This window comes from Bacillus sp. AFS059628, from assembly GCF_002571225.1.
Lineage (GTDB): Bacteria > Bacillota > Bacilli > Bacillales > Bacillaceae_G > Bacillus_A.
This window is the reverse complement of sequence record NZ_NVEC01000069.1, coordinates 1-22,985: the sequence shown is the minus strand read 5'-3', so window position 1 is coordinate 22,985 and position 22,985 is coordinate 1. Positions and strand designations below refer to the sequence as shown.

The following is a 22,985-nucleotide window of genomic DNA, read 5'->3' as shown; positions in this document are numbered from 1 at the left end:
CGACCTTTTGGGACAACCTCAGTAAAAATAGGGATATATAAGAATTTATTCAATCCCGTTCGAATCATAAGAATACTGCTGCTTATTCTCAATTCGCTCAATCACGTCTTGTAATTCATCTGGCTTCAGGAACTCAATAGGAGAGAAGCCTTTTTCAAACGTAAGTGTATCAGCCTCAATCATTAGTACGTATCGGTCATTTACCTTTGCGATATGTATTTGATCCCCGAAATCAGCAAGTAGGGCCTTTACAGAGATATGGTCTGCTTTTAGCTTTAATTCCACTTCGGGAGCATGCTCAACGATTTGAGCGGTAGCTTCCATTACTTCTTCGGTTGAAAATTGTTCCATAATTTCACGTTTCGGACTGGCAGCCCATACTTCCATTGCTTGGTCGAATTGTTCGCGTTCTTCCGTACCTTCTTCAAATACATCTTCAATTTGGTCGTATACCATGTCCATTACTTGTGTTTTCATAATTTCAGGCATAGAGCGTTCGTACTCAACGAATTTTAAGAAGTCTTCAAAATAACGGGCGTGTGATGCTTGGTGTATTTTCAGTTCGCCCACTTCGACCATACCTTCTTCAGGCATGTACGGATATTGGATAGACTTCATGTTTTTTGTTGTGATGGCCATTTCAACGTTACGAATCAGTGTGGATTCATCTGAAATAGAAGCAACTTTCGGTTCAAAGTCACATTTCATAACGAAAACGAATGGATCATCAAAATATTTACGTAGTTTTGCTTGCGCAATTAAAAATACACCACCGCGTACAGCGCTTGTGTCAAGATATGTATAAACGAGTGGTTCACTCATATCTTTGAAGTTTTCCTTAGTTTCCGCGAAGCGAATGCGATTAAATAGGTTGTAATGAGGGTTTGAATCAAGTTCGTGCCCTTCTTCTACAATGAAGCGACCGATTTTTGTCGGAGCTTGTTCTGTTTTCGCATGACGTTCTACTTTTCGCTTTGAAATTTTTAATAATTCACCATTCAAAAATTCTTTTAAGGAGCTATCTTCATACTCTTCAGCGTCTAATGTTTGAAAATGTTTGTAGCGTTTATCAACAGCTTCACCTTTTCCTTCTACTTGTACAACATAAAAGGAAAGATAATTTATTTCGAAATCCATATTTATCACCTTGTTTCATTTCATTAACTCTTATCAGTATAGAGATGGAAAAAACTTTCGTCAATTTATATAAGGAAGGGAGAGCCCCTTCCTTATATATTTTTTATCCCGCATTAACGGGCAGTAATACTCCTACCTCAAATTTCGCAAATGCGAGGAAGTTAGGTGGGAGATAACTGCCCATAAAAGCCCGATTGGTTCAACTAATAATTAGTGGGGGGGACAAAACCCCCACTAATTAAAGTTTCACTTTATCTTCAAAATTAAAATCCGTCTTCTAATGCTGCAAATGGAATGTTTAGTCTGTTTTCTACTGTACGTAAACGCTGATTTAAGCGATTTAATCTACGTGTATGTCGCTCAACCGTATTTTCTAATTGACGTACTCTTTGCTCAAGCTCATTTACTCGTCTTTCTAGTTGACGGTTTCCAGCACCAGGAAAAGAGATTGGAAGTTGGAATTGTCGAGTTTGATCATATGGATTAACTTGTTCTACTGGATCTATATATTGTTGGTATTGTGCTTGTAAATCATATTGAGGCTGATAACCATTTTGGTTATATGGATCGTATGGATTGTAGGGGTACATAAAAACATCCTCCATTTCTTTAAAATAGGTTAATTCACCATAATGTATGTGTAAAAGCGGAGTGTGGCACGGCAAATACCTATTTATGTTCACAGGATGTTTTTTTATAAATACGAATATGGAGTTTTACATTTGTATTTCGGTCGTTTTATGGTATATACTGGATAATAGAGAGAGGTTACATAAAAGTTACAATTCTATCAGACTCAAACTTTTATGTAAATATGTATAGACATTTGGAAAAGAAAAGAGTAATTTATATAGAGTAAAAAATAACTTGTAACAATTTATAAATATATTGTAAAATGATTGTAACAAAACATACATAAAAATGAAATAATACATAAAAGTAGTATTGGGGAAAAGGGGAGAGTATATTGTTCCGAAAAGTAAAGGGTATATTAGTTGGAGTTTTATGTGTAGCTGTAGTGAGTGGTTGTGGTACAAAAGTAAGTGATGTTGCATTAGTAAGTGATATTGGTGGCCACACGGTAGAGGCTAAAGCAGAAGTACAGGATTCTATTAGTTTAGTAGATGGTCGTACAGGTACGGAAGTGAAAAAGCTAGATTTATCGAGTCTAGGTTATTTTGAAGATGAAGCGAAATTTAAAAAATCGGTTGAGAAGGTTGCTAAGGAAGTTGGGAAAAATGTTGACAAAAAGATGGTCCCTTCACGTTTAGGACCTGACGGAAGTTGGCAAGAAGGAAAGCCTTCTTATGAATTAATGGAAAAAGAATTAGTAGATAAATTATTAAACGTTGGTATGTGGGATTCTTCATATCAATTACCTATTGTTGAGAAAAAGCCTACTGCAACATTAAGTGATGCGCAAGGAAGCGGTACGGTAATTGGTAGATATGAAACGAATTTAGGTGGCTCAACAGGTGGCCGTATTGAGAATATTCGTTTGTCAGCAGCGAGCATAAATGGAGTTGTATTAGCAAAAGGAGACCGTTTCTCTTTCAATGCATTAATTGGTGATACAACGCCAGATAAAGGGTACCAGTTAGGAAAAGAAATTGTAGATGGTAAATTAGTAGATGGATATGGCGGTGGTGTTTGTCAAACATCATCAACATTATACAATGCAGCAGATCAAGCTGGTTTGAAAATGGTAGAGAGAACGACACATTCTAAAACGGTAGGTTACGTTCCGCAAGGAAGAGATGCTACAATTGCGTATCCATACTTAGACTTAGTGTTTGAAAATACGAATGATGCACCTGTGAAACTTTACATGGGCATTCAGGGCGGAAAGTTAGTTGCTGAAGTACATAAAATGAGATAAGAATTATAAAGTCACCTTTTCTAAAAGCTAGAAAAGGTGACTTTTTTATTACGAAAATAAAAATGTGTATAAATTCTGACTTTTCGTATTTACATAGGTTGATTTTAGTTGTATTCTTCATAGTAACGGTTATATGAAATAGAAAAATATCGGGATAAGGAGATGGAGTTATTCATGGTACAAATTCATCCGAAAACACGTATTGGTCATGTTGAATTTAAAGTGAAAGATTTAGAGCGGCAAATTGCTTTTTATGAGAATGTAGTAGGATTAGAAGTAATTAAGCAAGAGGAGAATAAAGCATATTTATCAGGAAAAGGTGGAAAGAGCACGTTACTTGTTCTTGAAAAGTTAGAGGACGGGGTGTTGCAAGAGCCACGTACGACTGGTATATATCATGTAGCCTTTTTAGTTCCGACTCGTGAAGCCTTTGCTTCGGCATTATTTGGCGTGATTCGTAATAAGAATGTAATTGATAGTCCGGCTGAGCAAGAAGGACGTTATACATATTCAAATGAAATTTTACCAATTTCAAGGTTTAATAGTGCAAGTGATCATACGTATAGCGAAGCGTTTTATTTACAAGACTTAGAGGGAAATGGTATTGAAATTTATGCAGACCGTCCGCGTGATCAATGGGGAGAAGGATCAGGAGGAAGTACGCCGCTAGATTTAAAAGAACTGGCAACGCTCGTTGATTATGAAGTTGATGGATTACCTGCTAATACTATCGTTGGGCACGTACATTTACGAATAGCTGATGTCGAGAGAGCGCACGAGTTTTATGTAGAGACAGTGGGATTTGAAGTGCAACAACGCGAAGATGACTGCTTATTCATTTCTGCAGGAGGATATCATCACCATATCGGTGCGAATACGTGGAACGGATTAAATAATCCACACCCACCCGCACATGCTACTGGACTTAAAGTGTATACAATTGTATTACCGCATAAAGAAGCGTTAGATGAAGTGAAAGAAAGATTAATAGAAAAACAACATAAAGTAAATGAAAGTACAAATGGATTTACTGTAGTAGACCCAAGCGGTATTACAGTGCAGTTTGAAATAGAAACAGCATAAAAGAAGTCGGAGGGTGTATAATTACCTTCCGACTTCTTTTGGAGGACTTCTTCATAGCTCAATCCAAAACCTTCTTACTACATTCCCATCTTCTTCAGTGAAATCATCATCACGAAGCCCACCGTTATGTAAAATTGTTTTTTCGGAAGCTGTATTCACTTCGTCACAAACGACAAGTACTTTCTCGATGTTTAATTCCTTCGTTTTTTCTAGGGATAATTCTAATAACTTCGTAGCATAACCTTTTCTTCTTTCAGAAGGGCGAATGCCATAACCGATATGACCACCAGCGTTAAATAAATGTTCGGTTAAACTATGACGTATATTAACAGCGCCTATAATTCTATTATTATCTGTAACGAGCCAATACGTAGAGTCTGGTACCCAAGATTTAGGGAGGTTTACTCCGTTATGGGCATCGTGAAGTTCTTGAATCATTGCCTTGAAATTAGAAGGATCTTTTGAGATAACCCACGGAATCATTGTTTCACCGCTATCTTTCCATTCGTTATAAAAATCTAAGTATTCCTCTTGTAAATCAGTAGTAGGTGTAAGTAAAGAGACGTTCATTGTTAATAAGCTCCTTTATTTATGTAGTATGTATAAAAAAATTATGATATAAAATGTAAGCGTTTTCTTAACTTTCTCAACCTCATTTCATGTAATCCACCTTTATTTTTTAAGAAAATGAGTGGAGTTTTAAAATTAGAAGTTATTCATTTTATGTTAATATTTAAAATATTAACATAAAATGACCGAGGTATTAAGTGTATTTTGGTAGGATTCCCTCATATTAATAAATAGATGTATGTGATAATTTTTGTTTTATTTATCTATAATGAACGAAAGGGGGGAAGGGCTCGTGAGTGTAAATGTTGATTTAATTATACGAATCGGTGTTGCGGGTTTATTAGGTGCGATAATCGGAATTGAAAGGGAGATTCGATCAAAAGAGGCGGGATTAAAAACACATTTCCTAGTAGCGGTAGGAAGTGCTTTAATAATGGTCGTTTCGAAATATGCTTTTTCAGATATTATGAATGAAGAACATATGGCTCTTGATCCAAGCCGTATTGCAGCGCAAGTTGTTAGTGGAGTAGGGTTTTTAGGTGCAGGTACAATTATTATTCAAAAGCAGGCGGTGAAAGGATTAACGACAGCGGCTGGTTTATGGGCTACAGCAGGAATTGGATTAGCAATTGGGGCTGGCATGTATGTAGTAGGAATTGGAGCGACGATTCTCGTTTTAATTGGTTTAGAGATTGTAAGCCGTATTTTTAAGGTGCAATTTTTATTTCCTCAAAACATAACGGTGCAAATACATATAAATAAACATGAAGCGGTACAACAAATAGTAGAAACGATACAAGTGAAAGGCATTCCAATACTTTCATATGAAGTGGAAGCTTTACAGAAGGATGCAGAAATAGTTTATAAAGTAGGGATGCAGCTGAAAAATATATCATCAGAAGAAAAGAATGCGTTTATTCAGCATATGCAAACATTACCAGAAGTTACGTTTATAAAGCTAAAATCATAGCGTTAAAAACGAGGATAGATGTAGCAGTAAACTCGCTATTATCTATCTTTTTTTGATATAAAATGCACATAAAGTCAAGTGTTAATTTTGCAAGGCATGGATACGTGTGTGAACGTTCCCTTATTTTTTCTCAATACAGAATAAAAAGTAAGAATAGTAAAATAATGGTGTGGGGCACTAAAAAATGTAAGGTAGGGGAGAGCATGAAAGGCTATTCAAAAAAAGTGTTAGTAGGGGTAAGTTTTGCTAGTTTCATGTTAGGCAGTTTCCAAGGGAGCACATTGGCGGAAAGTACAAAGGGAGAGCAAGTTTCTTATCGGAATGTGCTCAAAATGGAGCCAGTTGGTGTACAACTGCCAGTGCAAGAATTAGCTCATTCATCAAAAGTGCTTGAAAATAAGTCTTTTGAGAAAAGGCTACAATTTGCTGATTTGTCTCAAAGATCGCCTGAAGTAAAAAAAGAAAGTAAGCAATTAACTGCAGTGAAAACTTATACAATTGCTGAATTAAATCAACTAAGTAATCAGCAGTTAGTAGATTTACTTGTAACAATTGATTGGGAGCAAATTATGGGGCTATTTCAGTTTAATAAGGATAGTCTTGCATTCTATCAAAATGATAGTAGAATGCAGGCAATTATTGATAAATTGAAGCAGCAAGGACAAGTTTATACGAAAGATGATTCAAAAGGGATTGAGACTTTAGTAGAGGTATTACGCTCAGGATTTTATTTAGGATTTTATAATTCAGAATTAAGTAAACTAAATGATAGAAGCTATCATGATAAATGCTTACCTGCATTAAAAATAATTGCAAATAACCCGAATTTCAAACTCGGTACGTTAGAACAAAATAGAGTTGTATCATCATACGGAAAATTAATAGGAAATGCTTCGAGTGATGTGGAAACGATAACAGCAGCTGCAAAGATCTTTAAACAATATAACGATAATTTCTCTACGTGGGTAGACAATCTATCAGCTGGAAATGCAATTTACGATATTATGCAAGGTGTTGATTACGACATTCAATCGTATTTGTACGATACGAGAAAAACACCGAAAGATACAGTATGGTACCAAAAAATTGATAGCTATATTAATGAATTAAGTCGTTTTGCATTAATTGGAACGGTGACAGAGAAGAATGGATGGTTAATTAACAATGGTATTTATTATACAGGTAGACTTGGTACATTCCATAGTACAGGGACGAAAGGATTGCAAGTTGTAACGGATGCAATGAAAATGTATCCGTATTTAGGAGAGCAATATTTTGTAGCTGCTGAGCAAATTGCGACGAATTATGGCGGGAAAGATGCAAATGGAAATGTTGTGAATTTAGATCAAATACGAGAAGATGGAAAGAAAAAATATTTGCCGAAAACGTATACGTTTGATGATGGGGCAATTGTTTTAAAAGCTGGAGATAAAGTGACAGAAGAAAAAGTAAAACGTCTATATTGGGCGGCAAAAGAAGTGAAGGCACAATTCCATCGTACGGTTGAAAGTGATCAGCCTTTAGAAAAAGGAAATCCTGACGATGTATTAACAATGGTTATTTATAATAGTCCAGCTGAATATCAATTTAACCGTCAATTGTACGGGTATGAAACGAATAACGGCGGTCTTTATATAGAAGGAACAGGTACGTTCTTTACTTATGAACGTACGTCAGAAGAAAGTATTTATAGTTTAGAAGAATTATTCCGACATGAGTTCACACATTACTTACAAGGTAGATATGAAGTACCGGGACTTTGGGGACAAGGGAAGATTTATGAGAATGAGAGATTATCTTGGTTTGAAGAAGGGAATGCGGAGTTTTTTGCAGGTGCAACGAGAACCGATAATGTTGTACCGAGAAAGAGCATTATAGGAGGAATATCTTCAAATCCAGCAGAGCGTTATACGGCAGAGAGAACATTAAACGCAAAGTATGGAACGTGGGATTTCTATAATTACTCTTTCGCTTTACAATCGTACATGTACACGAAAAGATATGATATGTTTGAAAAAATTCATGATCTTATTAGGAAAAATGATGTAACAGCATATGATGCATACCGCTCTGCATTAAGTAAAGATGCAAATTTAAATAAAGAGTATCAAGATTATATGCAAATGTTAGTCGATAACCGTGAGAAATATAATGTTCCATTAGTATCGGATGATTATTTAGCAACGCACGCACCAAAACCAGTTTCAGATATTGCTGCAGAAATTACAGCAGAAGCAAAATTAAGCAATGTATCAGTTAAGAAAAATAAATCACAGTTCTTTCATACATTTACGTTGCAAGGAACGTATACAGGTACGACTGCAAAAGGGGAATATGAAGACTGGAAAACAATTACACAAAACGTGAATGATACGTTAAAGCGTTTAAGTGCAAAAGAATGGACAGGCTATAAAACAGTAACAGCGTATTTTGTAAATTATCGTGTGAATGCATCAGGACAATTTGAATATGATGTTGTATTCCATGGTATGAATACAGAAAAAGGTGTTGTGAATAAAGCGCCAGTTGCGGTTATAAATGGTCCATATAGCGGAAATGTACATGAAGCAATTTCGTTTAAAAGCGATGGATCAAAAGATGAAGATGGGAAAATTGTTTCTTATAAATGGGAGTTTGGTGACGGTACTGTAAGTAATGAACAAAATCCGACTCACGTGTATACAAAAGAAGGAACATATACAGCGAAATTAACAGTAACAGATGATAAAGGATTAACGAATACTGTTACAACGAATGTAACGGTTCAAAAGAAAGAGGACAACAGCGTAGAAAAAGAGCCAAATAATTCATTCCAAACAGCAAATAAACTGCAATTAAATCAAGTTTTACGCGCAAGTTTAGGAAATGGTGATACGAGTGATTTCTTTGAAATTAATATAGAAACGGCGAAAAACCTTCAAATTAATGTAACGAAGGAAAATAATATCGGAGTAAACTGGGTTCTTTATTCTGAAGCGGATTTAAATAATTATGTTACCTATGCCCAGCAAGAAGGGAATAAGTTAGTAGGAAGTTACTACACGTATCCAGGAAAATATTATTTACATGTATATCAGTATGGCGGGGGAACAGGGAATTATACGGTAGAAGTAAAGTAGAAATTTATGACTGGAAATCAATTGTAGCTTATATTTAGTAATGCAGGTAATAATATCAGTTATAAAGATAAATACTTGAGTATCGTTATGAATATCAAAAAAATTATACTTTAACTGAAAAAATAACTGTAAGTAATGTATCTAATGATAGTAAGAAATCAAGTATCACGAGATTTTATCTTGAAGTTAAGTAGACCTAATTAGGAAATGAGATACAATAGTTGATGAATTATGATTTCATAGAGAAGTGAGTAAAGTAATAAGGACTAGAGTTTATTGGCAAAAACGGATATACTCTGGTCCTTGTTAATTTTAATTTATTTAAGAAATGAAGATAATTAATGAATCAAGTAGTGGCATTTTTGAAATTTATTTAATAAGTTAAGTGGAAAGAATTTATCATTCTAATAATCCCGTCATATTAGCAGGGGATACTAATAGAAAAGCGTGTCCCCTTACCTAATTCACTCTCTATCTCTATATCACCATTCAACTCTTTAATAACACTATAAGCAATCATGGTACCAAGGCCAGTCCCTTTTTCTGTTGTTGAATAGAATGGTAAAGCAATCCGCTTTATTTGCTGAGAAGACATCCCAATCCCTGAATCAATAATATCAATTATAATATTCCCTTTTATTTTCTGTATATTTATTTGTAATACGCCACCATTTATCATGGCCTCAATTCCGTTTTGTATGATGTTGTTCAGACAGAGTCTGAATTTTTCGGGGTCTCCATTTATATAAAAGGAATCTGTATTATTTTGTTTTATTTCAACTTTGTATGATAGAGCTAGTGGTGAAATAGTGTCTTTCACTTGATTTAAAATATGATTAATATCTATTTTCTCTTTTAGGATGTTCTGTGGTTTTGTTAAAGATAAATAGTTATTAATAGTAGATTGTATTTGCTGCATTTCAATTAACATGATTTCTAAGTACTGATCCTGAGGTAGCTTAGAGGCATGTTTTTCATTTAACAATTGAGTGAATCCATGTACTGTAGTTAGTGGATTGTGGATTTCGTGTGCAATGGACGCCGCTAGTTCGCTAGCTATATAAAATTTTTCAGCCCGTTGCAGCTTTTCTTTCATTTTATATTTCTCAATCATGCCCTCTATTAAATATACTGATAATAATACTGTGAAAATATTAATGATTATATAATTTAATAAAAATTCTATGAGAGTAGAGTCTATTTTACTACCTGTATGTATTTGAGTTACAATACCGCAGATAGAAAGTGAAGTTGTACATACTAAAATAAGAAGCAAGCTCAATAATATCTTTTTTTCTTTAACATATAGAGGTAATAAGTAACGGAAGAGCATTGTTATAACAGAAATAATAGTAAAGATAATAAATGATGGAAGAACGCCATTTCCACCTAAGTAAAATCGATAAGAAAGATATAAAATTCCTATAAAAATAATATTTTTTGTATTTCCATATAGAAAAACTAATATGATAGGAATAAAACGTAAATCATAAATAAATCCATCATGTAACTGAAAAGGAAAAGTCATACAAAAAATAATAGCAATGGAGGAAAGGATAGAAATCAATATATTATTACATGTTATTTTTTCTTTAAATTCTAGCCAAAATACGTGGTAGCTAAGGATACAAATTATTATTATAAAGGTATTTAATAAAAGCGTAGATATTCCCATAGTTTTGCATCTCCGATAGTTTATATATTGGATTATGTATGAGTTAAACTTAGATGTTTAGTTATTAATAGACTTTCTATTTAAAAAAGGAAAAGCGCTTGAAAAAGTACTATAATATTACTTTTATTAGAATTGATAAGGAAGTTAAGAAAAATAATAGATAAAAAATCTACTTGGATATTTATACGTATGAAACTAGAAATTGACTTTTGTATAAGTAAAATTGGGATTGAGTTACTAATAAAATAATAGGATTTTAAGTATGAATATGCTATGAAAAAATATATTTTGTGGATTCTATTTGTAGCCTTCGTTATATTAACATGGAATATACCAAATTATAAAGTGGAAATTCCGAAATTTTTCATTAGTATATTTTATCTAAAATGGAAACGCTATTTATTTGATTGCATTGGTATTTAATTGTATGAATTCTCGTTAAACAAATTTTGAAATTTACATGTTTTTTTATGAATCATAATACTGTAGCTTTATCAATGTGAGTTTTTCAGTAACTATTTTAAGGTATAAAGTTAAAATATATGGGTTTAAAGATATGAATTATTACATAAAAACGTACTTGAAAAAGAATGTATGATGGTAATAGATTACAAACATCAAGGGGGAGCTTAAAATGAAGTTAAATAAACTAGTGCTTAGTTGTGGAGTAATTTCAGCATTAACACTTGGTGTGTTAGGAAATAATACTTATGCTGAAGAAATACCCAAAACAAATGATACCATTCATATAGTTGAACATGTTCCTGCAGACTTATTGTTAACTCAAACAATGGATTATAGTGGAGAGGCTGTAACTTCTTTTGTATATAAGGGGAGTGAAAATTTAAGCTTCTTTATGAAAAATAATGGTCAAAATACAATGGGATATAGTGTGAAAGGTCCAAATATGGAGCTAATTGTTGGTGGTTATGTAAAACCTGGAGAACAACAAATTAATGTTACAAATGTACAGAATGCTTTATCTCCATTACCGAGCGGAACATATAAAATTTACGTTTCAAATGATGATGGTTCTAAAGGGCAATTCCAAGTTTCAGTAAGATCTAAGAATTAAATTTAAGACGTTTTGTTTTAAGGTGATTTAATCTTTTCTTATGGGAAAGAAACTAAATTGAATTAAGAATTACCGATCAAAATGAAAACGAGCACCTTATCTAATTTGAGAGGATGCTCGTTTTTGGCTATTAAACAAAAAACAATTACTTCCAACCACTTATCAATACATTTTGATATTTCCATCGCTAATCTACTAGTTTGTGTCAACGAGAAAATGTCTACTATAAAATAACTTTTTTAAAATAAAATATAGTTTGGCTAAAAATTAGAGGGCATCAATTCATTGGAACAGTAAAAACTGTTTATAGGATTGATGTCTTTTTTTGTTTAAGAACGAGAATATATTTTCTCAACAGGACAAATGGTAAATATCTATAAGTACTACTTATAAGGATAATTGGAAAATAGAAATTAATAATAAAGGGGAATGCGAAATGACAATATTAATATCTAATAGAGATCTAGCTAACATCCGAGAGGAAGATGTAGATGTATTAAAAGTAATGGCACATCCCGTTCGATTGAAAATTGTAAATGAATTAATGCACCATAAACTGTGTAATGTTACACAGTTGACAGAAATATTAGGACTCCCGCAATCCACTGTTTCACAGCATCTATCAAAATTAAAGGGAACCGTGCTCCGTGCAGAAAGACGAGGGTTAGAGATGCATTATTATATCGATAATGTTAAGGCTCGCCAGATTGTAGGAATTTTAGGTTTGTAGCTAAAAAGAGCACTTTTCAAAAGTGCTCTTTTTAAGATGTGCATTAGGACTTGAAGGAGGCACTAATGCTAATTTAGAAGGAGTGTACTTTGAATTAATCTTTGCTTAAAATAAGAGATAATTGTTTACATTGTTTAATAATTACTTAATATATTATTAAGTTTGTTACCTTACAAAACTGTAAGGTTATTTCAATTGACACTCATATATATAAGTAACTATACTAGTTACACAATGTTGGTGAATATATTTAATAGTTTCAATCTATAAGTGTATGTCTGGAGATTCTTTTCGGAATAATAGTTCGATGTAAATTTATTCATTTGTAATATAGTGTTAGTGCCAACTTAATCTATTTTTTTATTCAAAGGACTATCATTTAAAGATTAACTATAAATGATATATTTACTAACGTGTAATAAATTTTTAGAGGTGTTAAATTTTGAAGAACAAATTAATTGCTACAGGAATTCTCGCTGGAAGTCTACTATCTTATTCTTCTAGTATTTTTGCAGATACTCACAAATTCCCAGATGTTCCTGCATGGGCTGACAAATCCGTTACTTATTTAGTTGATAAGCAAGTATTGAGTGGTTATCCAGATGGAACTTTTGGTTCAAATGACACATTAGATAGAGCTTCTGCAGCAACCATTATGACAAAGGCTCTTGGTATACACATTGATTTAAATGCAAAACCATCTTTTAAAGATTCACAAAACCACTGGGGAACTCCATATATTGCCGCAGCTGAAAAGGCAGGAATAATTAAAGGTGAAGGAAATGGAACTTTCAATCCTTCTGGAAAAGTTACTCGTGCTGCTATGGCTACTATGCTAGTGAATGCATATAAACTACAAAATGAAAGCAATAATAATGGGCAAAGTAAATTTAAAGATTTAAAGGGACATTGGGGTGAAAAGTTCGCAAATACTTTAATTGATTTAAAAATTTCAGTTGGTACAGATAATGGTTGGCAACCAAATAGATTCATAACACGCGCTGAAGCTGCACAACTAACCGCAAAAACAGATATGCTTCAATATAGTCAAAGTAATTCTTTAGAAAATAAAGTAATAATTATTGATCCCGGACATGGCGGCGAAGATCCTGGAAAAAACACAAAGGGATTACCTGAAAGCAAGATTGTACTAGACACTTCTTTACGTCTACAACAATTGCTTGAAAAACATACTCCCTTTACAGTTTTACTAACTCGTGAATCTGATACTAGACCTGGATATGATCAAAAAAGTTCTTTACAGGAACGTGTTAAGTTTGCTAAGCGAAATCAGGGTGATATCTTTATAAGCATACATGCAAATGCTTTTAACGGTAATGCAAAAGGGACAGAAACATACTACTATAAATCTTCCAAATCTGAAAAAACAAATTCTCATGTGGAAGAAAGTCGTGTTTTAGCTGAAAAAATTCAAGAACGATTAGTAGACGCACTTCAAACACGTGATAGAGGTGTTAAACATGGAGATCTTCATGTTATAAGAGAAAATGACATGCCAGCTGTGTTAACGGAACTTGCTTTTATAGATAATGGTATCGATTACAGTAAGTTATCTACAGAAAACGGAAGGCAGATTGCAGCAGAAGCCATTTATGAGGGGATTTTAGATTATTATGAATGGAAAGGGAATAATGTATCTGAATATAGGTTGCAATAGGTAAATGAATATATAGTAATTCTCGAAATAAAGAATTCTATAATTTTTTTGCACTTTTTTAAACAACAATTTTAAATGAACATTTAAAATTGTTGTTTAAATCGTTATTCTGTGTTTTAATAATATTGATAATAGTTATCAGTAAAAAGAGATAGAAATTAGCAAAACAAGTGTTGATAGTTATTGTCATAAAGATTAATAAATTTCTACATTGTAACGTTATGAATCTATCTTTAGTATGGAGAGATGAAAATAATACGTTTATATCTTTTAAATGTTTAAGAAGGAGTGGCTGTCTGTATGAAAAAAACAAATGGAATAGCTAAAAGTGTTGTGGTAGCATCCGTTATTATGTCTGGATCACTTGGTTTACAAGCAACATCTGTATTTGCAGATTCTAAAGGAACTGTAGAAAATCTTCAAAATGGTGGAAAAGTCTATAATAGTTTTAAAACTACTTATGACATGAAGCAGAATATTAAAAATTCAATAAAGGTTTCTTTTATTGAGGATCCTTACGCAGATAAAAAGATTGCAATTGTTACTACTGATGGTAGTAATGTAGATGCTAAATATACAATTAATGGCGGATACTATAACGCAGGTTTAAAGTGGCCATCGGCTTATCATACTGAAGCAGAAATAACAAGTGGTGATAGTGCTCAATTCCATAAAGCTGCCCCAGTTAATACAATGACTTCAGCAAAGGTTACTTCTGAAGTAGGGTATACACTTGGCGGAAGTGTTAAAGTTGGGGTAAATGATAAAGGCCCAAATGCTGATGCAAGTATTACAGGTAGCTTTGCTTGGAAAGAAAGTGTATCTTATGATCAAGTAGACTATAAAACAGTATTAGAGACTCACACAGATAAAAAGTTAAATTGGAAAGTAGGATTCCAATCATTTAATTACCCGGAGTGGGGAATTTATAATCGAGATTCATTTAATACTTTCTACGGTAATCAACTATTTATGAAATCACGTAGTTATAATGAAGGAACGAATAATTTTGTTTCAAAAGATACAGTACCAGCTTTAACAGGATATGGTTTTTCTCCTAATGTAGTAGCAGTTATTACTGCAGATAAAACAGAATCTACATCTGATTTAAAAATAACAAATCGTAGAATATCAGATCAGTACAATATCGAATGGGTAAGTTCGAAATGGTGGGGAACAAATAATAAAGATACATATAATGAGTTCTTTACAAACAACTATAAGTTAGACTGGAAAAACCATCAAGTTACTCTTGATAACCAAAAAGCCCTTGAAGAACAAATGAGTAGTATCAACAATGTGAATAACCAACTTAACAAAGGCAAAGGGAAATTATCTTTTTCAATGAATGGAGATCAGCTCAAAGCGACATCTAGCAATGCTGGTTATGGTATTAGTTACGAGGATAAAAATTGGGGTATCTTTGTGAATGGTGAAAAGATCTATACGTTTAATGAAAAAACAACTGTAGGTAATATTTCAAATGACATTAACAAATTAAACATTAAAGGACCTTATATTGAGATTAAACAAATCTAATTAGTAAATGAATTGCAAATGAAAGGGCCAGAGTTTATCTGTAAAGGTAGATAAACTCTGGCCCTTATTATTTTTTATTCTTATATACAATTAGAAAAGAGCGTGAGGTAAAGCTATTCATACCAAGCAGGGAGATATTGTTTTAAGTAGGGTATTTATTTTTATTTCATTTTTAAATGAATTCTTTGTATGATGACATAGGGTAGGCGATGTTTCTTTTTGAGGAGTATGTTGTGTGGAGAATAGTTTAAAGTAATCAAGTCTTCATCGGTTGTTAAGTTATTACTTTAAATATATAATTAAACTTCATTAAAAAGATACTCTATTCAAAGTCCTTAGTGGATTTTTGAAGTGAAATATATATTATTTGAGGTGTGTGAAATGGGGAAATCTCGAGAGCAGACGATGGAAAATATTTTGAAGGCTGCTAAGAAAAAATTTGGAGAGAGTGGTTATGAAGGTACGAGCATACAAGAAATTGCAAAAGAAGCGAAAGTGAATGTTGCTATGGCTTCTTACTATTTTAATGGGAAAGAAAACCTATATTATGAGGTGTTTAAGAAATATGGTCTTGCTAATGAGTTACCTAATTTTCTTGAGAAGAATCAATTTAATCCTATTAATGCTCTAAGAGAATATTTAACAGTCTTTATTACACATATAAAAGAAAATCCTGAAATTGGCACATTGGCATATGAGGAGATTATTAAGGAAAGTGCAAGATTAGAAAAGATTAAACCGTATTTTGTAGGTAGTTTTGAACAGTTAAAAGAAATATTGCAGGAGGGGGAGAAACAAGGAGTATTTCATTTCTTCTCTATAAATCATACGATACATTGGATCACTTCTATTGTTTTATTTCCAAAGTTTAAAAAGTTCATTGATTCTTTAGGACCAAATGAATCGAATGATACAAATTATGAATGGATGCCAGAAGATTTGGTGAGCAGAATTATTTCTGCTTTAACAGATAAGCCTAATATGTAAATTACTCATTGTATATGAATCCTAATTTTCTTGTTAAAAAGCCTAATTTCTCAATGGATTGTAGAGAAATTAGGCTTTTTTGGATACTTCATTCAAATACTTTATTAATGATTCGAGTGGAGTTACATAGATATAGTTTTCGTTGCAACGGTTTGTTGAAATGCCTTATCATGCTCAACAATAATCATTGTGGGATTAAATTGTTGAATTAGCTCTTCAATTTGCATACGTGAATAAATATCTATAAAGTTTAATGGTTCATCCCATATATACATATGGGCTTTTTCACATAAACTTTTAGCGATAAGCAGTTTTTTCTTTTGGCCACCAGAATAATGAAATATATCTTTTTCAAATTGAATTCGATCAAAATCCATCTTTCGTAGGATGGATTTAAATAATGTCTCATCAATCTTGTGCTCTTCAATAAAATTTGATAGCGATCCTTTCAAATGAGAAGTATCTTGTTGAACATAGGAAATGGTGAGTCCTGCACCTAGTGTAACTAAACCTGTATGCTGTATCGGATACCCTAGAATTAGTTTTAGGATACTGCTTTTCCCGCTCCCATTCTTGCCATCAAGCACAATTCGGTCACCTTGTTCAACTACGAAGTTAATTGGCTCATTCACGACCTGGTCATCGTACGTAACAGACACGTCAGCCAAAGTAACGAATTCATTTGACTTGAACTTCAATGCTTCTAATTTTAATGACTCAGTTTTCTCCACATTTTTTAGTAATTTTGACTTTTCTTCAATAGCTTTTTGTTGCCTTGATTCTAGGTTTTTTGCCCTTTTCATCATCTTGGCTGCTTTATGTCCTACAAATCCCTTATCTAACTTAGAACCTGAATTTCTTGTTCCATTTTTTGAAGCTTCTACATCATGAGACCAATTTGCTGAACGCTTGGAAGACTGTTTTAATCTTCCTATATCTTTTTGTAGACGATCATTTGTAGCCTCTTCATGCTCTTGCTGTCTATCGAAATTTAATTTCCAAGAAGAATAGTTCCCGCTTTGAACTTCAATATTTGCTCTATTTATAGATAAGATATGGTCAACGCATCCATCTAAAAAGATTCTGTCATGTGAAATTAAAATAAATCCTTTCTTCTTCCTTAGATAATCAGAGACTATTTTTCGTGCATCCGTGTCTAGGTGGTTTGTTGGTTCGTCAATTAATAAAAATTGGCCCTCATTTAAAAACAGTGCAGCAAGCAACACCTTTGTTTGTTCTCCATTTGATAAAGTGTTAAACGGTCTGTACATGACCTCGGCATCAACATTTAAATAGGATATTTCACGTAAAAATTCCCAATCTTCTGCTTGGGGACAAATTTCTTCAAGGATTTCATGAGTAAATTTGTTCTTATCTGCAACAGGATAGGGGAAGTAATTGAATTCTACAGAAGCAAGGATTTTTCCACTATACTCGTAATTTCCTAATAATAAATTAAAGAATGTCGTTTTACCTCGTCCGTTTCTACCGATAAATCCTAGTTTCCAATCCGTATCTATTTGAAAGTTTACACCTTCAAAAATATTATCAAAGCTACCTGGGTATGAAAAAGTTAAATCTTGAACTTTTATCATTGACATAATAATTCCTCCTTTATATATCGAAACGTTTCATATAAAGTCGGAACATCCATCCATTTTTTTATTCCTCTATATAAGTTTGATGGATATTAACGACTTATATAGAGCATTACATGTGTCACAATAGTATCTGAATTAGTCATTTTTTTCGCTCCTTTATTTGTTAGGTAAATTTAGGGATTAATAAATTTTAACTTACATAAAAGGGAATAAAAAAATCCCCCAATTTTTAATCGGAAGGATTAGTCTGTCGCTTATAATTAAGTAGGTAATTATTAATCATTTGAATCATGACAAATAAAGTATGAAATGAATTATAAAAATGGATAGACTAACCCTATATTTTGTAGTTTGAAGTTATAAAATTCAACTTAAAATATAAATTAGTTAATCATTATTCATCCATCATTCCTTTCATCATTCTATTTTTAGAGTAACATTCTTTTTGGGGAGATGCAATATCATCTTCACTTAATGCTAGATCATTTATATTTCTTTGGTTAGGTCGATATAACATTACATCTTTTTTATAAACATCTTATTTTTGTTCAAAGTGTCACGTCTTTTGTCCATTAAAAGGGGAGGTATTTGGAATTGACAGCACCTCTTACTGTAACTATAATAGTTGCAGTAAGTTCGGTCATTTAATTCGAATTTCTAAATTAATGATAGTATATTACCCTTCTTTCTAAGTGTGACAATAAGCGAATAACTATGTTGCTATGGAAGTTTAGATTCTATCTCATATTCAAAGAACAGTTAAGTTGTATTATTCAAATTTACGATGAGCAAATACTAAAAAAATAACATTTTCCATCGTATTCTTTTTGGAATGCTTAGTTAAAAAAGAGGAAATATCTGCAGAAAGCAAATCAGGCTGTGGTATGTAGAAAGAAATCCTATAAAAAGGTCGTAATATGGAATAATAAGTAAGCTCATTTAAATGAATACGAGCAGTGTAGCATCAGTTCATTTTTAATAAAAATCTAGAAAAAATTAAGAAGGTGAGTCCGTTGCGTAAACATTCACATGTGCAATTTTATGTATTGATATTGGCTCTAATAGCTTATTTAAGCTTTTGCTTTATATTTTTATTTGTTTTTCCGAATCAGTATTTTGTATCAGATTTTAATATACGACTCTCATCTTTAGTTGTTGAAACTATTGTACTTATTTCATTACTCTATTCTATAGTATCCAGAAAAGTTAAGTTAGGAGTGTTTTGGGCTTGTATTACTATTGCAATAGGGTGTTTTTTGATAGGGAATTTTATATCCGCTTTTCAAGTACTTAATATAAAATTACCAATACAAAATTTTAATATCTCTGATGTATTTTTATTGTTTTTCTTATTCTTCTTTCTCTTTGCTTTCTTTTATAAAATCATGATGGAATGTAATAAATGGGAAAAAGCATATTTGATTTGTGATTTATGTATTGTAGTTACTGCCATTTTTACCTTAGAGTGGTACCTATTCAATAAACCTTCTGCAAATATCTTATTCTTATCTATTGGAGATGTTTTTCTTTCATTTATTTTCCCAATTATAGATCTATTGCTTCTATTACTAGGAGTTAGCCTTATTTTTCGACCAGCAATTTTTAATGCGAAAAGTAAATTATTTATTTTTATCTTAGTATTAACTGGCTTGTCTATTACGGACTATTTATATTTCTATTTACAAGATGATTTATCACATCGTTCACTTATATTATTAAGGTGTTTGTATAGAGTTTTTCTATTATTTATTGCCATTGCTGCTACTATTCCAAGGAGTACATCTTCTAGAAGAGATTACTTTATTATTAATCCGACATTTGGAAAGAAACTTCTTGTCATATTTCCTTATCTTGCAGTTGCAATTTTAATTGGTTTTACTTTAAAAGAGCAAACTTCTTCTACACTGATTACGGGAAATTGTATTGCCTTTGTATTTGTACTGATTCGTCATACAATTGTACGAATGCAAAACAAAGATTTAACCGAAACATTAAAAGTGTTTAATAATCAATTAGAGCAAAAAGTATCTAAAAGAACAGCAGATTTAATAAAAAAATCTAATGATTTGGTGAAAAATCAAGAGAGGTTTAAGTCTTTATATGAGTACCATCCAGATCCTATATTAACAATTGATTTAAATGGTACCGTATTAAATATAAACCAGTCTGGAAGTATGTTATTAGGAAAAGACAGTGCAGCATTAATAGGAAAAGAGTGCTTTTCTATTTTTTTCGATGAAGATAAACCTGAATTGGAAGCAGCTCTAAAGATGGGGAAACGATGTAGTTCGTCTTCGTTACAGTTACGTGTGAAAAATAATAATGAGAAGGATATACATTTTTGGTACGTTACGATTGTTCCTATCATGATAGAAGGACAAACTTTTGGGAGCTATATAATGGTAAAAGACATAACGAGGATGAAGCAACAACAGGATGAGATAAACTATCTAGCATTTCATGATACGGTGACGGGGATTGGAAATCGAATATTCTTCCAACAAGAATTAGACAGATCTATTGAGCGAGTACAAAAAACACAGGATAAGTTTGGACTCCTGTATATAGATTTAAACCGCTTTAAGAACATTAATGATACACTGGGTCATGCAATTGGTGACAAGGTTTTAAAAGAAGTTGCCAACCGTTTTAGGACATGTCTGCCACCAACTATTCATATAGCAAGAATAGGGGGAGATGAGTTTGCAATCATTGTCCATAACAAAACAGAGCAACAGCTATTAGATTTGTGCGAAATACTATTTCGTATAACTGAAGAACCATTTGTAATAAATCAACACAGCTTTTATTTATCCCTTAGTATAGGAATAGCGTTGTATCCATTTGGAGGAACAAATGCCACAACACTTTTACAACATGCTGATATTGCTATGTATAGCGCAAAGGAAGAAGGTAGCAATGCTGTTTGTATATACGACGAGACATTATCTCAAAAAATAACAAGACGATTACAATTAGAACAAGATTTACCGAATGCAATTGAAAATAATGAGTTGTTTTTATTGTACCAACCACAAGTTGATAGTAAGGCAGGAAAGGTTATTGGTGCAGAGGCATTAATACGTTGGCAACATCCAGAGCTGGGGCTAATTTCACCTTTTGAGTTTATACCTATCGCGGAAGAAATATCACAGATTATTTCAATTGGAAAATGGACGCTACAGCAAGCGTGTTCACAACTGAAAGAATGGCATTCTGCAGGTTATACAAATCTAAAAATGGGGATAAATTTATCAGCTATAGAGTTTGAACAGAAAGATTTTGTTCAAACGATTATATCTACCATAGAAGAAATAAGAGTACCAGCTCATTTGATTGATTTGGAATTAACAGAGCGAATTGCCATGGTAGATGAAAAAGAAACTTTATTGAAGTTAAAAGCATTAAAATCATATGGTGTACATTTATCAATTGATGATTTTGGTACAGGATATTCTTCATTAGCATATCTACCTTTATATCCAATTGATACTTTGAAAATTCCAAGAGAATTTGTGAATAGGATTGGAACTTCGAATGATGGAGATGAAATTATACAAACTATTATTTCGCTAGCTCATACTTTAAATATGAAAGTGATTGCGGAAGGAGTAGAAACGAAGAAACAATTAACAGTGTTACAACAAAATGCATGCTATTTAATTCAAGGCTATTATTACAGTAAACCTGTAAATGAAGATGAGTTTCTCAAGTTTTTAAGCAGGGAATAAGTGAGAACTATGTACTTGTGAAGCAAAGGGAAAAGAAGTTCTACCTATATTAAGTAGAACTTCTTTTTGGGTTAACTAGCAGTTAGGTTTCCAAAATATTTTGCATTAAGATGTATCATTACTCAAGCTGTTATCTTGTTCTTAAGTGATTCCTTTTTCATGACTTGTCTTCTCGTCAAGAAATTTGAAGGAATCGTATTACAGGTGCAGGTCATACTATCTAAAGTTATTTTATTATTTATCGTTTATTACATTTGAAATGAATTTTAATGTGTATAAGCAAGTGATAAGTAAATTAAATAAACAAAGGCCCTGTAAAAAATACAGGGCCGGATACAGGGTTAAGGGAACGCATAGTTTCTTATTAATATATTAGCATAAACTTTTCATGTAGCTACATAAGATTTTTGACAACTTTAAGAACAAAATAGAGTGTTTTTAAGAATAAATACAGTACTAAAAATCAGAATTGTGATTTGAATTTGTGTGGTTATAATGTTAAAAAACAAATGAGTATTTTAATCATAATAATTTTTAGGAATGTATATGTAAGAAATATTTTTTGATTAGATTAAAAGTGAACTCTGACAATTTATTATATGTTATACCCAAATAGCTTTAAATTTTCTCCAGAGTCTGAAATTATCTCTTCGAACTGAAATCCTATTTTTTCTAAAAGCTTTCCTGAATTGATGTTATCAATAGTAGTAATTGCTACAATTCGTTTTAGTCCTAGTTTGTGTACTCCGTATTCGATTACAGCAGAAGCTGATTCAAAGCCATACCCATTTGAACGGAATTTCTCTAAAAAGGCAAAGCCAATATCGACATCTTCTAATGAATCTCTTTTAATAAGTCCGCACATCCCGAGTGGAGTGAGATCTTCTTTTCGTTCAACTAAATAAAGACCAAATCCCCTGTTGTTATACATATCAACAGGGCCGTTTAAGATGTATCTTTTTGCATCTTCTAAGTTTTGAATTCTTTTATCACCAATAAACTGAATCCATGCAGGATCGTTTACTAATTCAAGAATAAATGGAGCGTCTTTTATATGAAACCAGCGAAGAATGAGTCGTTCAGTTTCAAGAACTATCAATCCAATGCACCACCTTTAATATTTATCCCGCGTTAACGGACAGTAAAACTCCCACTTCAAAATTCAGTTGGAGCAAAGAAGTTAGGTGGGAGTCGGGCTGTCCGTAAACGTC

The 22,985-nt window shown here is 32.5% G+C and carries 17 protein-coding genes; 10 read left to right on the top strand and 7 right to left on the bottom strand.

Going from position 1 to position 22,985, the window contains the following annotated elements:
- Positions 1–45 precede the first annotated feature (45 nt).
- Positions 46–1,137 carry a DUF3900 domain-containing protein gene (locus tag COL05_RS22910; protein ID WP_001979919.1) on the bottom strand — a complete coding sequence of 364 codons (1,092 nt, stop codon included), beginning with the start codon at positions 1,135–1,137 and terminating at the stop codon, positions 46–48.
- A 263-nt stretch (positions 1,138–1,400) separates the two neighbouring features.
- Positions 1,401–1,742 (bottom strand): hypothetical protein, encoded by a 342-nt coding sequence (locus tag COL05_RS22900; protein WP_142337625.1) that lies wholly within the window; start codon positions 1,740–1,742, stop codon positions 1,401–1,403.
- Between the two features lie 362 nt (positions 1,743–2,104).
- Here COL05_RS22900 and COL05_RS22895 point away from each other — a divergent pair, with 362 nt between their 5' ends.
- Together COL05_RS22895 and COL05_RS22890 are read left to right on the top strand one after the other, a co-directional pair.
- Positions 2,105–3,016 (top strand): VanW family protein, encoded by a 912-nt coding sequence (locus COL05_RS22895; RefSeq protein ID WP_098670262.1) that lies wholly within the window; start codon positions 2,105–2,107, stop codon positions 3,014–3,016.
- A 174-nt stretch (positions 3,017–3,190) separates the two neighbouring features.
- On the top strand, positions 3,191–4,099 hold the full coding sequence (locus COL05_RS22890; RefSeq protein ID WP_098670261.1) for a VOC family protein: 909 nt from the start codon (positions 3,191–3,193) through the stop codon (positions 4,097–4,099).
- 51 nt (positions 4,100–4,150) lie between these two features.
- Here the strand turns inward: COL05_RS22890 and COL05_RS22885 are convergent, their stop codons facing one another.
- Positions 4,151–4,669: a GNAT family N-acetyltransferase gene (locus COL05_RS22885; protein WP_098670260.1), complete on the bottom strand. Its 519-nt coding sequence runs from the start codon at positions 4,667–4,669 to the stop codon at positions 4,151–4,153.
- Positions 4,670–4,961: 292 nt separating this feature from the next.
- Here COL05_RS22885 and COL05_RS22880 point away from each other — a divergent pair, with 292 nt between their 5' ends.
- Complete coding sequence (locus COL05_RS22880) at positions 4,962–5,639, top strand: MgtC/SapB family protein (protein WP_098670259.1); 678 nt, start codon at positions 4,962–4,964, stop codon at positions 5,637–5,639.
- Between the two features lie 203 nt (positions 5,640–5,842).
- The gene (colA, locus tag COL05_RS22875) at positions 5,843–8,758 is read left to right on the top strand and encodes a collagenase ColA (protein ID WP_098670258.1); all 2,916 of its coding nucleotides are present in this window, start codon (positions 5,843–5,845) and stop codon (positions 8,756–8,758) included.
- Between the two features lie 421 nt (positions 8,759–9,179).
- Here the strand turns inward: colA and COL05_RS22870 are convergent, their stop codons facing one another.
- Positions 9,180–10,433 carry a sensor histidine kinase gene (locus COL05_RS22870; protein ID WP_098670257.1) on the bottom strand — a complete coding sequence of 418 codons (1,254 nt, stop codon included), beginning with the start codon at positions 10,431–10,433 and terminating at the stop codon, positions 9,180–9,182.
- Positions 10,434–11,067: 634 nt separating this feature from the next.
- Between COL05_RS22870 and COL05_RS22865 the strand changes: the two genes are divergently transcribed.
- From COL05_RS22865 to hlyIIR, 5 genes are all read left to right on the top strand, one after another.
- Entirely contained in the window at positions 11,068–11,508 is a 441-nt protein-coding gene (locus COL05_RS22865; protein ID WP_098670256.1) for a T9SS type B sorting domain-containing protein, read from the top strand.
- Positions 11,509–11,944: 436 nt separating this feature from the next.
- A complete protein-coding gene (locus tag COL05_RS22860; RefSeq protein WP_098670255.1) occupies positions 11,945–12,238 on the top strand; it encodes an ArsR/SmtB family transcription factor in 294 nt (97 codons plus the stop codon).
- Between the two features lie 442 nt (positions 12,239–12,680).
- Positions 12,681–13,916: an N-acetylmuramoyl-L-alanine amidase gene (locus COL05_RS22855; protein ID WP_098670254.1), complete on the top strand. Its 1,236-nt coding sequence runs from the start codon at positions 12,681–12,683 to the stop codon at positions 13,914–13,916.
- A 300-nt stretch (positions 13,917–14,216) separates the two neighbouring features.
- Complete coding sequence (gene hlyII, locus COL05_RS22850) at positions 14,217–15,455, top strand: hemolysin II HlyII (RefSeq protein WP_098670253.1); 1,239 nt, start codon at positions 14,217–14,219, stop codon at positions 15,453–15,455.
- 381 nt (positions 15,456–15,836) lie between these two features.
- On the top strand, positions 15,837–16,442 hold the full coding sequence (gene hlyIIR / locus COL05_RS22845; RefSeq protein WP_098670252.1) for a hemolysin II regulator HlyIIR: 606 nt from the start codon (positions 15,837–15,839) through the stop codon (positions 16,440–16,442).
- 122 nt (positions 16,443–16,564) lie between these two features.
- Here the strand turns inward: hlyIIR and COL05_RS22840 are convergent, their stop codons facing one another.
- Entirely contained in the window at positions 16,565–18,043 is a 1,479-nt protein-coding gene (locus COL05_RS22840) for an Lsa family ABC-F type ribosomal protection protein (RefSeq protein ID WP_098670251.1), read from the bottom strand.
- 394 nt (positions 18,044–18,437) lie between these two features.
- Entirely contained in the window at positions 18,438–18,560 is a 123-nt protein-coding gene (locus COL05_RS32015; protein ID WP_257152592.1) for a hypothetical protein, read from the bottom strand.
- Positions 18,561–19,056: 496 nt separating this feature from the next.
- Between COL05_RS32015 and COL05_RS22835 the strand changes: the two genes are divergently transcribed.
- On the top strand, positions 19,057–21,774 hold the full coding sequence (locus COL05_RS22835; RefSeq protein ID WP_142337624.1) for a sensor domain-containing protein: 2,718 nt from the start codon (positions 19,057–19,059) through the stop codon (positions 21,772–21,774).
- 595 nt (positions 21,775–22,369) lie between these two features.
- Here the strand turns inward: COL05_RS22835 and COL05_RS22830 are convergent.
- Positions 22,370–22,873, bottom strand: coding sequence for a GNAT family N-acetyltransferase (locus tag COL05_RS22830; protein WP_098670249.1), 504 nt, complete (start codon positions 22,871–22,873; stop codon positions 22,370–22,372).
- Between the last annotated feature and the right edge of the window lie 112 nt (positions 22,874–22,985).

Excerpts from the sequence above, each read along its gene's own strand:
- COL05_RS22890 (WP_098670261.1), top strand. The coding sequence starts at position 3,191 with ATGGTACAAATTCATCCGAAAACACGTATTGGTCATGTTGAATTTAAA.
- COL05_RS22900 (WP_142337625.1), bottom strand. The coding sequence starts at position 1,742 with ATGGAGGATGTTTTTATGTACCCCTACAATCCATACGATCCATATAAC.
- hlyII (WP_098670253.1), top strand. The coding sequence starts at position 14,217 with ATGAAAAAAACAAATGGAATAGCTAAAAGTGTTGTGGTAGCATCCGTT.
- COL05_RS22870 (WP_098670257.1), bottom strand. The coding sequence starts at position 10,433 with ATGGGAATATCTACGCTTTTATTAAATACCTTTATAATAATAATTTGT.
- COL05_RS22840 (WP_098670251.1), bottom strand. The coding sequence starts at position 18,043 with ATGTCAATGATAAAAGTTCAAGATTTAACTTTTTCATACCCAGGTAGC.
- COL05_RS22865 (WP_098670256.1), top strand. The coding sequence starts at position 11,068 with ATGAAGTTAAATAAACTAGTGCTTAGTTGTGGAGTAATTTCAGCATTA.
- COL05_RS22860 (WP_098670255.1), top strand. The coding sequence starts at position 11,945 with ATGACAATATTAATATCTAATAGAGATCTAGCTAACATCCGAGAGGAA.
- COL05_RS32015 (WP_257152592.1), bottom strand. The coding sequence starts at position 18,560 with ATGTTATATCGACCTAACCAAAGAAATATAAATGATCTAGCATTAAGT.
- COL05_RS22910 (WP_001979919.1), bottom strand. The coding sequence starts at position 1,137 with ATGGATTTCGAAATAAATTATCTTTCCTTTTATGTTGTACAAGTAGAA.
- hlyIIR (WP_098670252.1), top strand. The coding sequence starts at position 15,837 with ATGGGGAAATCTCGAGAGCAGACGATGGAAAATATTTTGAAGGCTGCT.
- COL05_RS22885 (WP_098670260.1), bottom strand. The coding sequence starts at position 4,669 with ATGAACGTCTCTTTACTTACACCTACTACTGATTTACAAGAGGAATAC.
- colA (WP_098670258.1), top strand. The coding sequence starts at position 5,843 with ATGAAAGGCTATTCAAAAAAAGTGTTAGTAGGGGTAAGTTTTGCTAGT.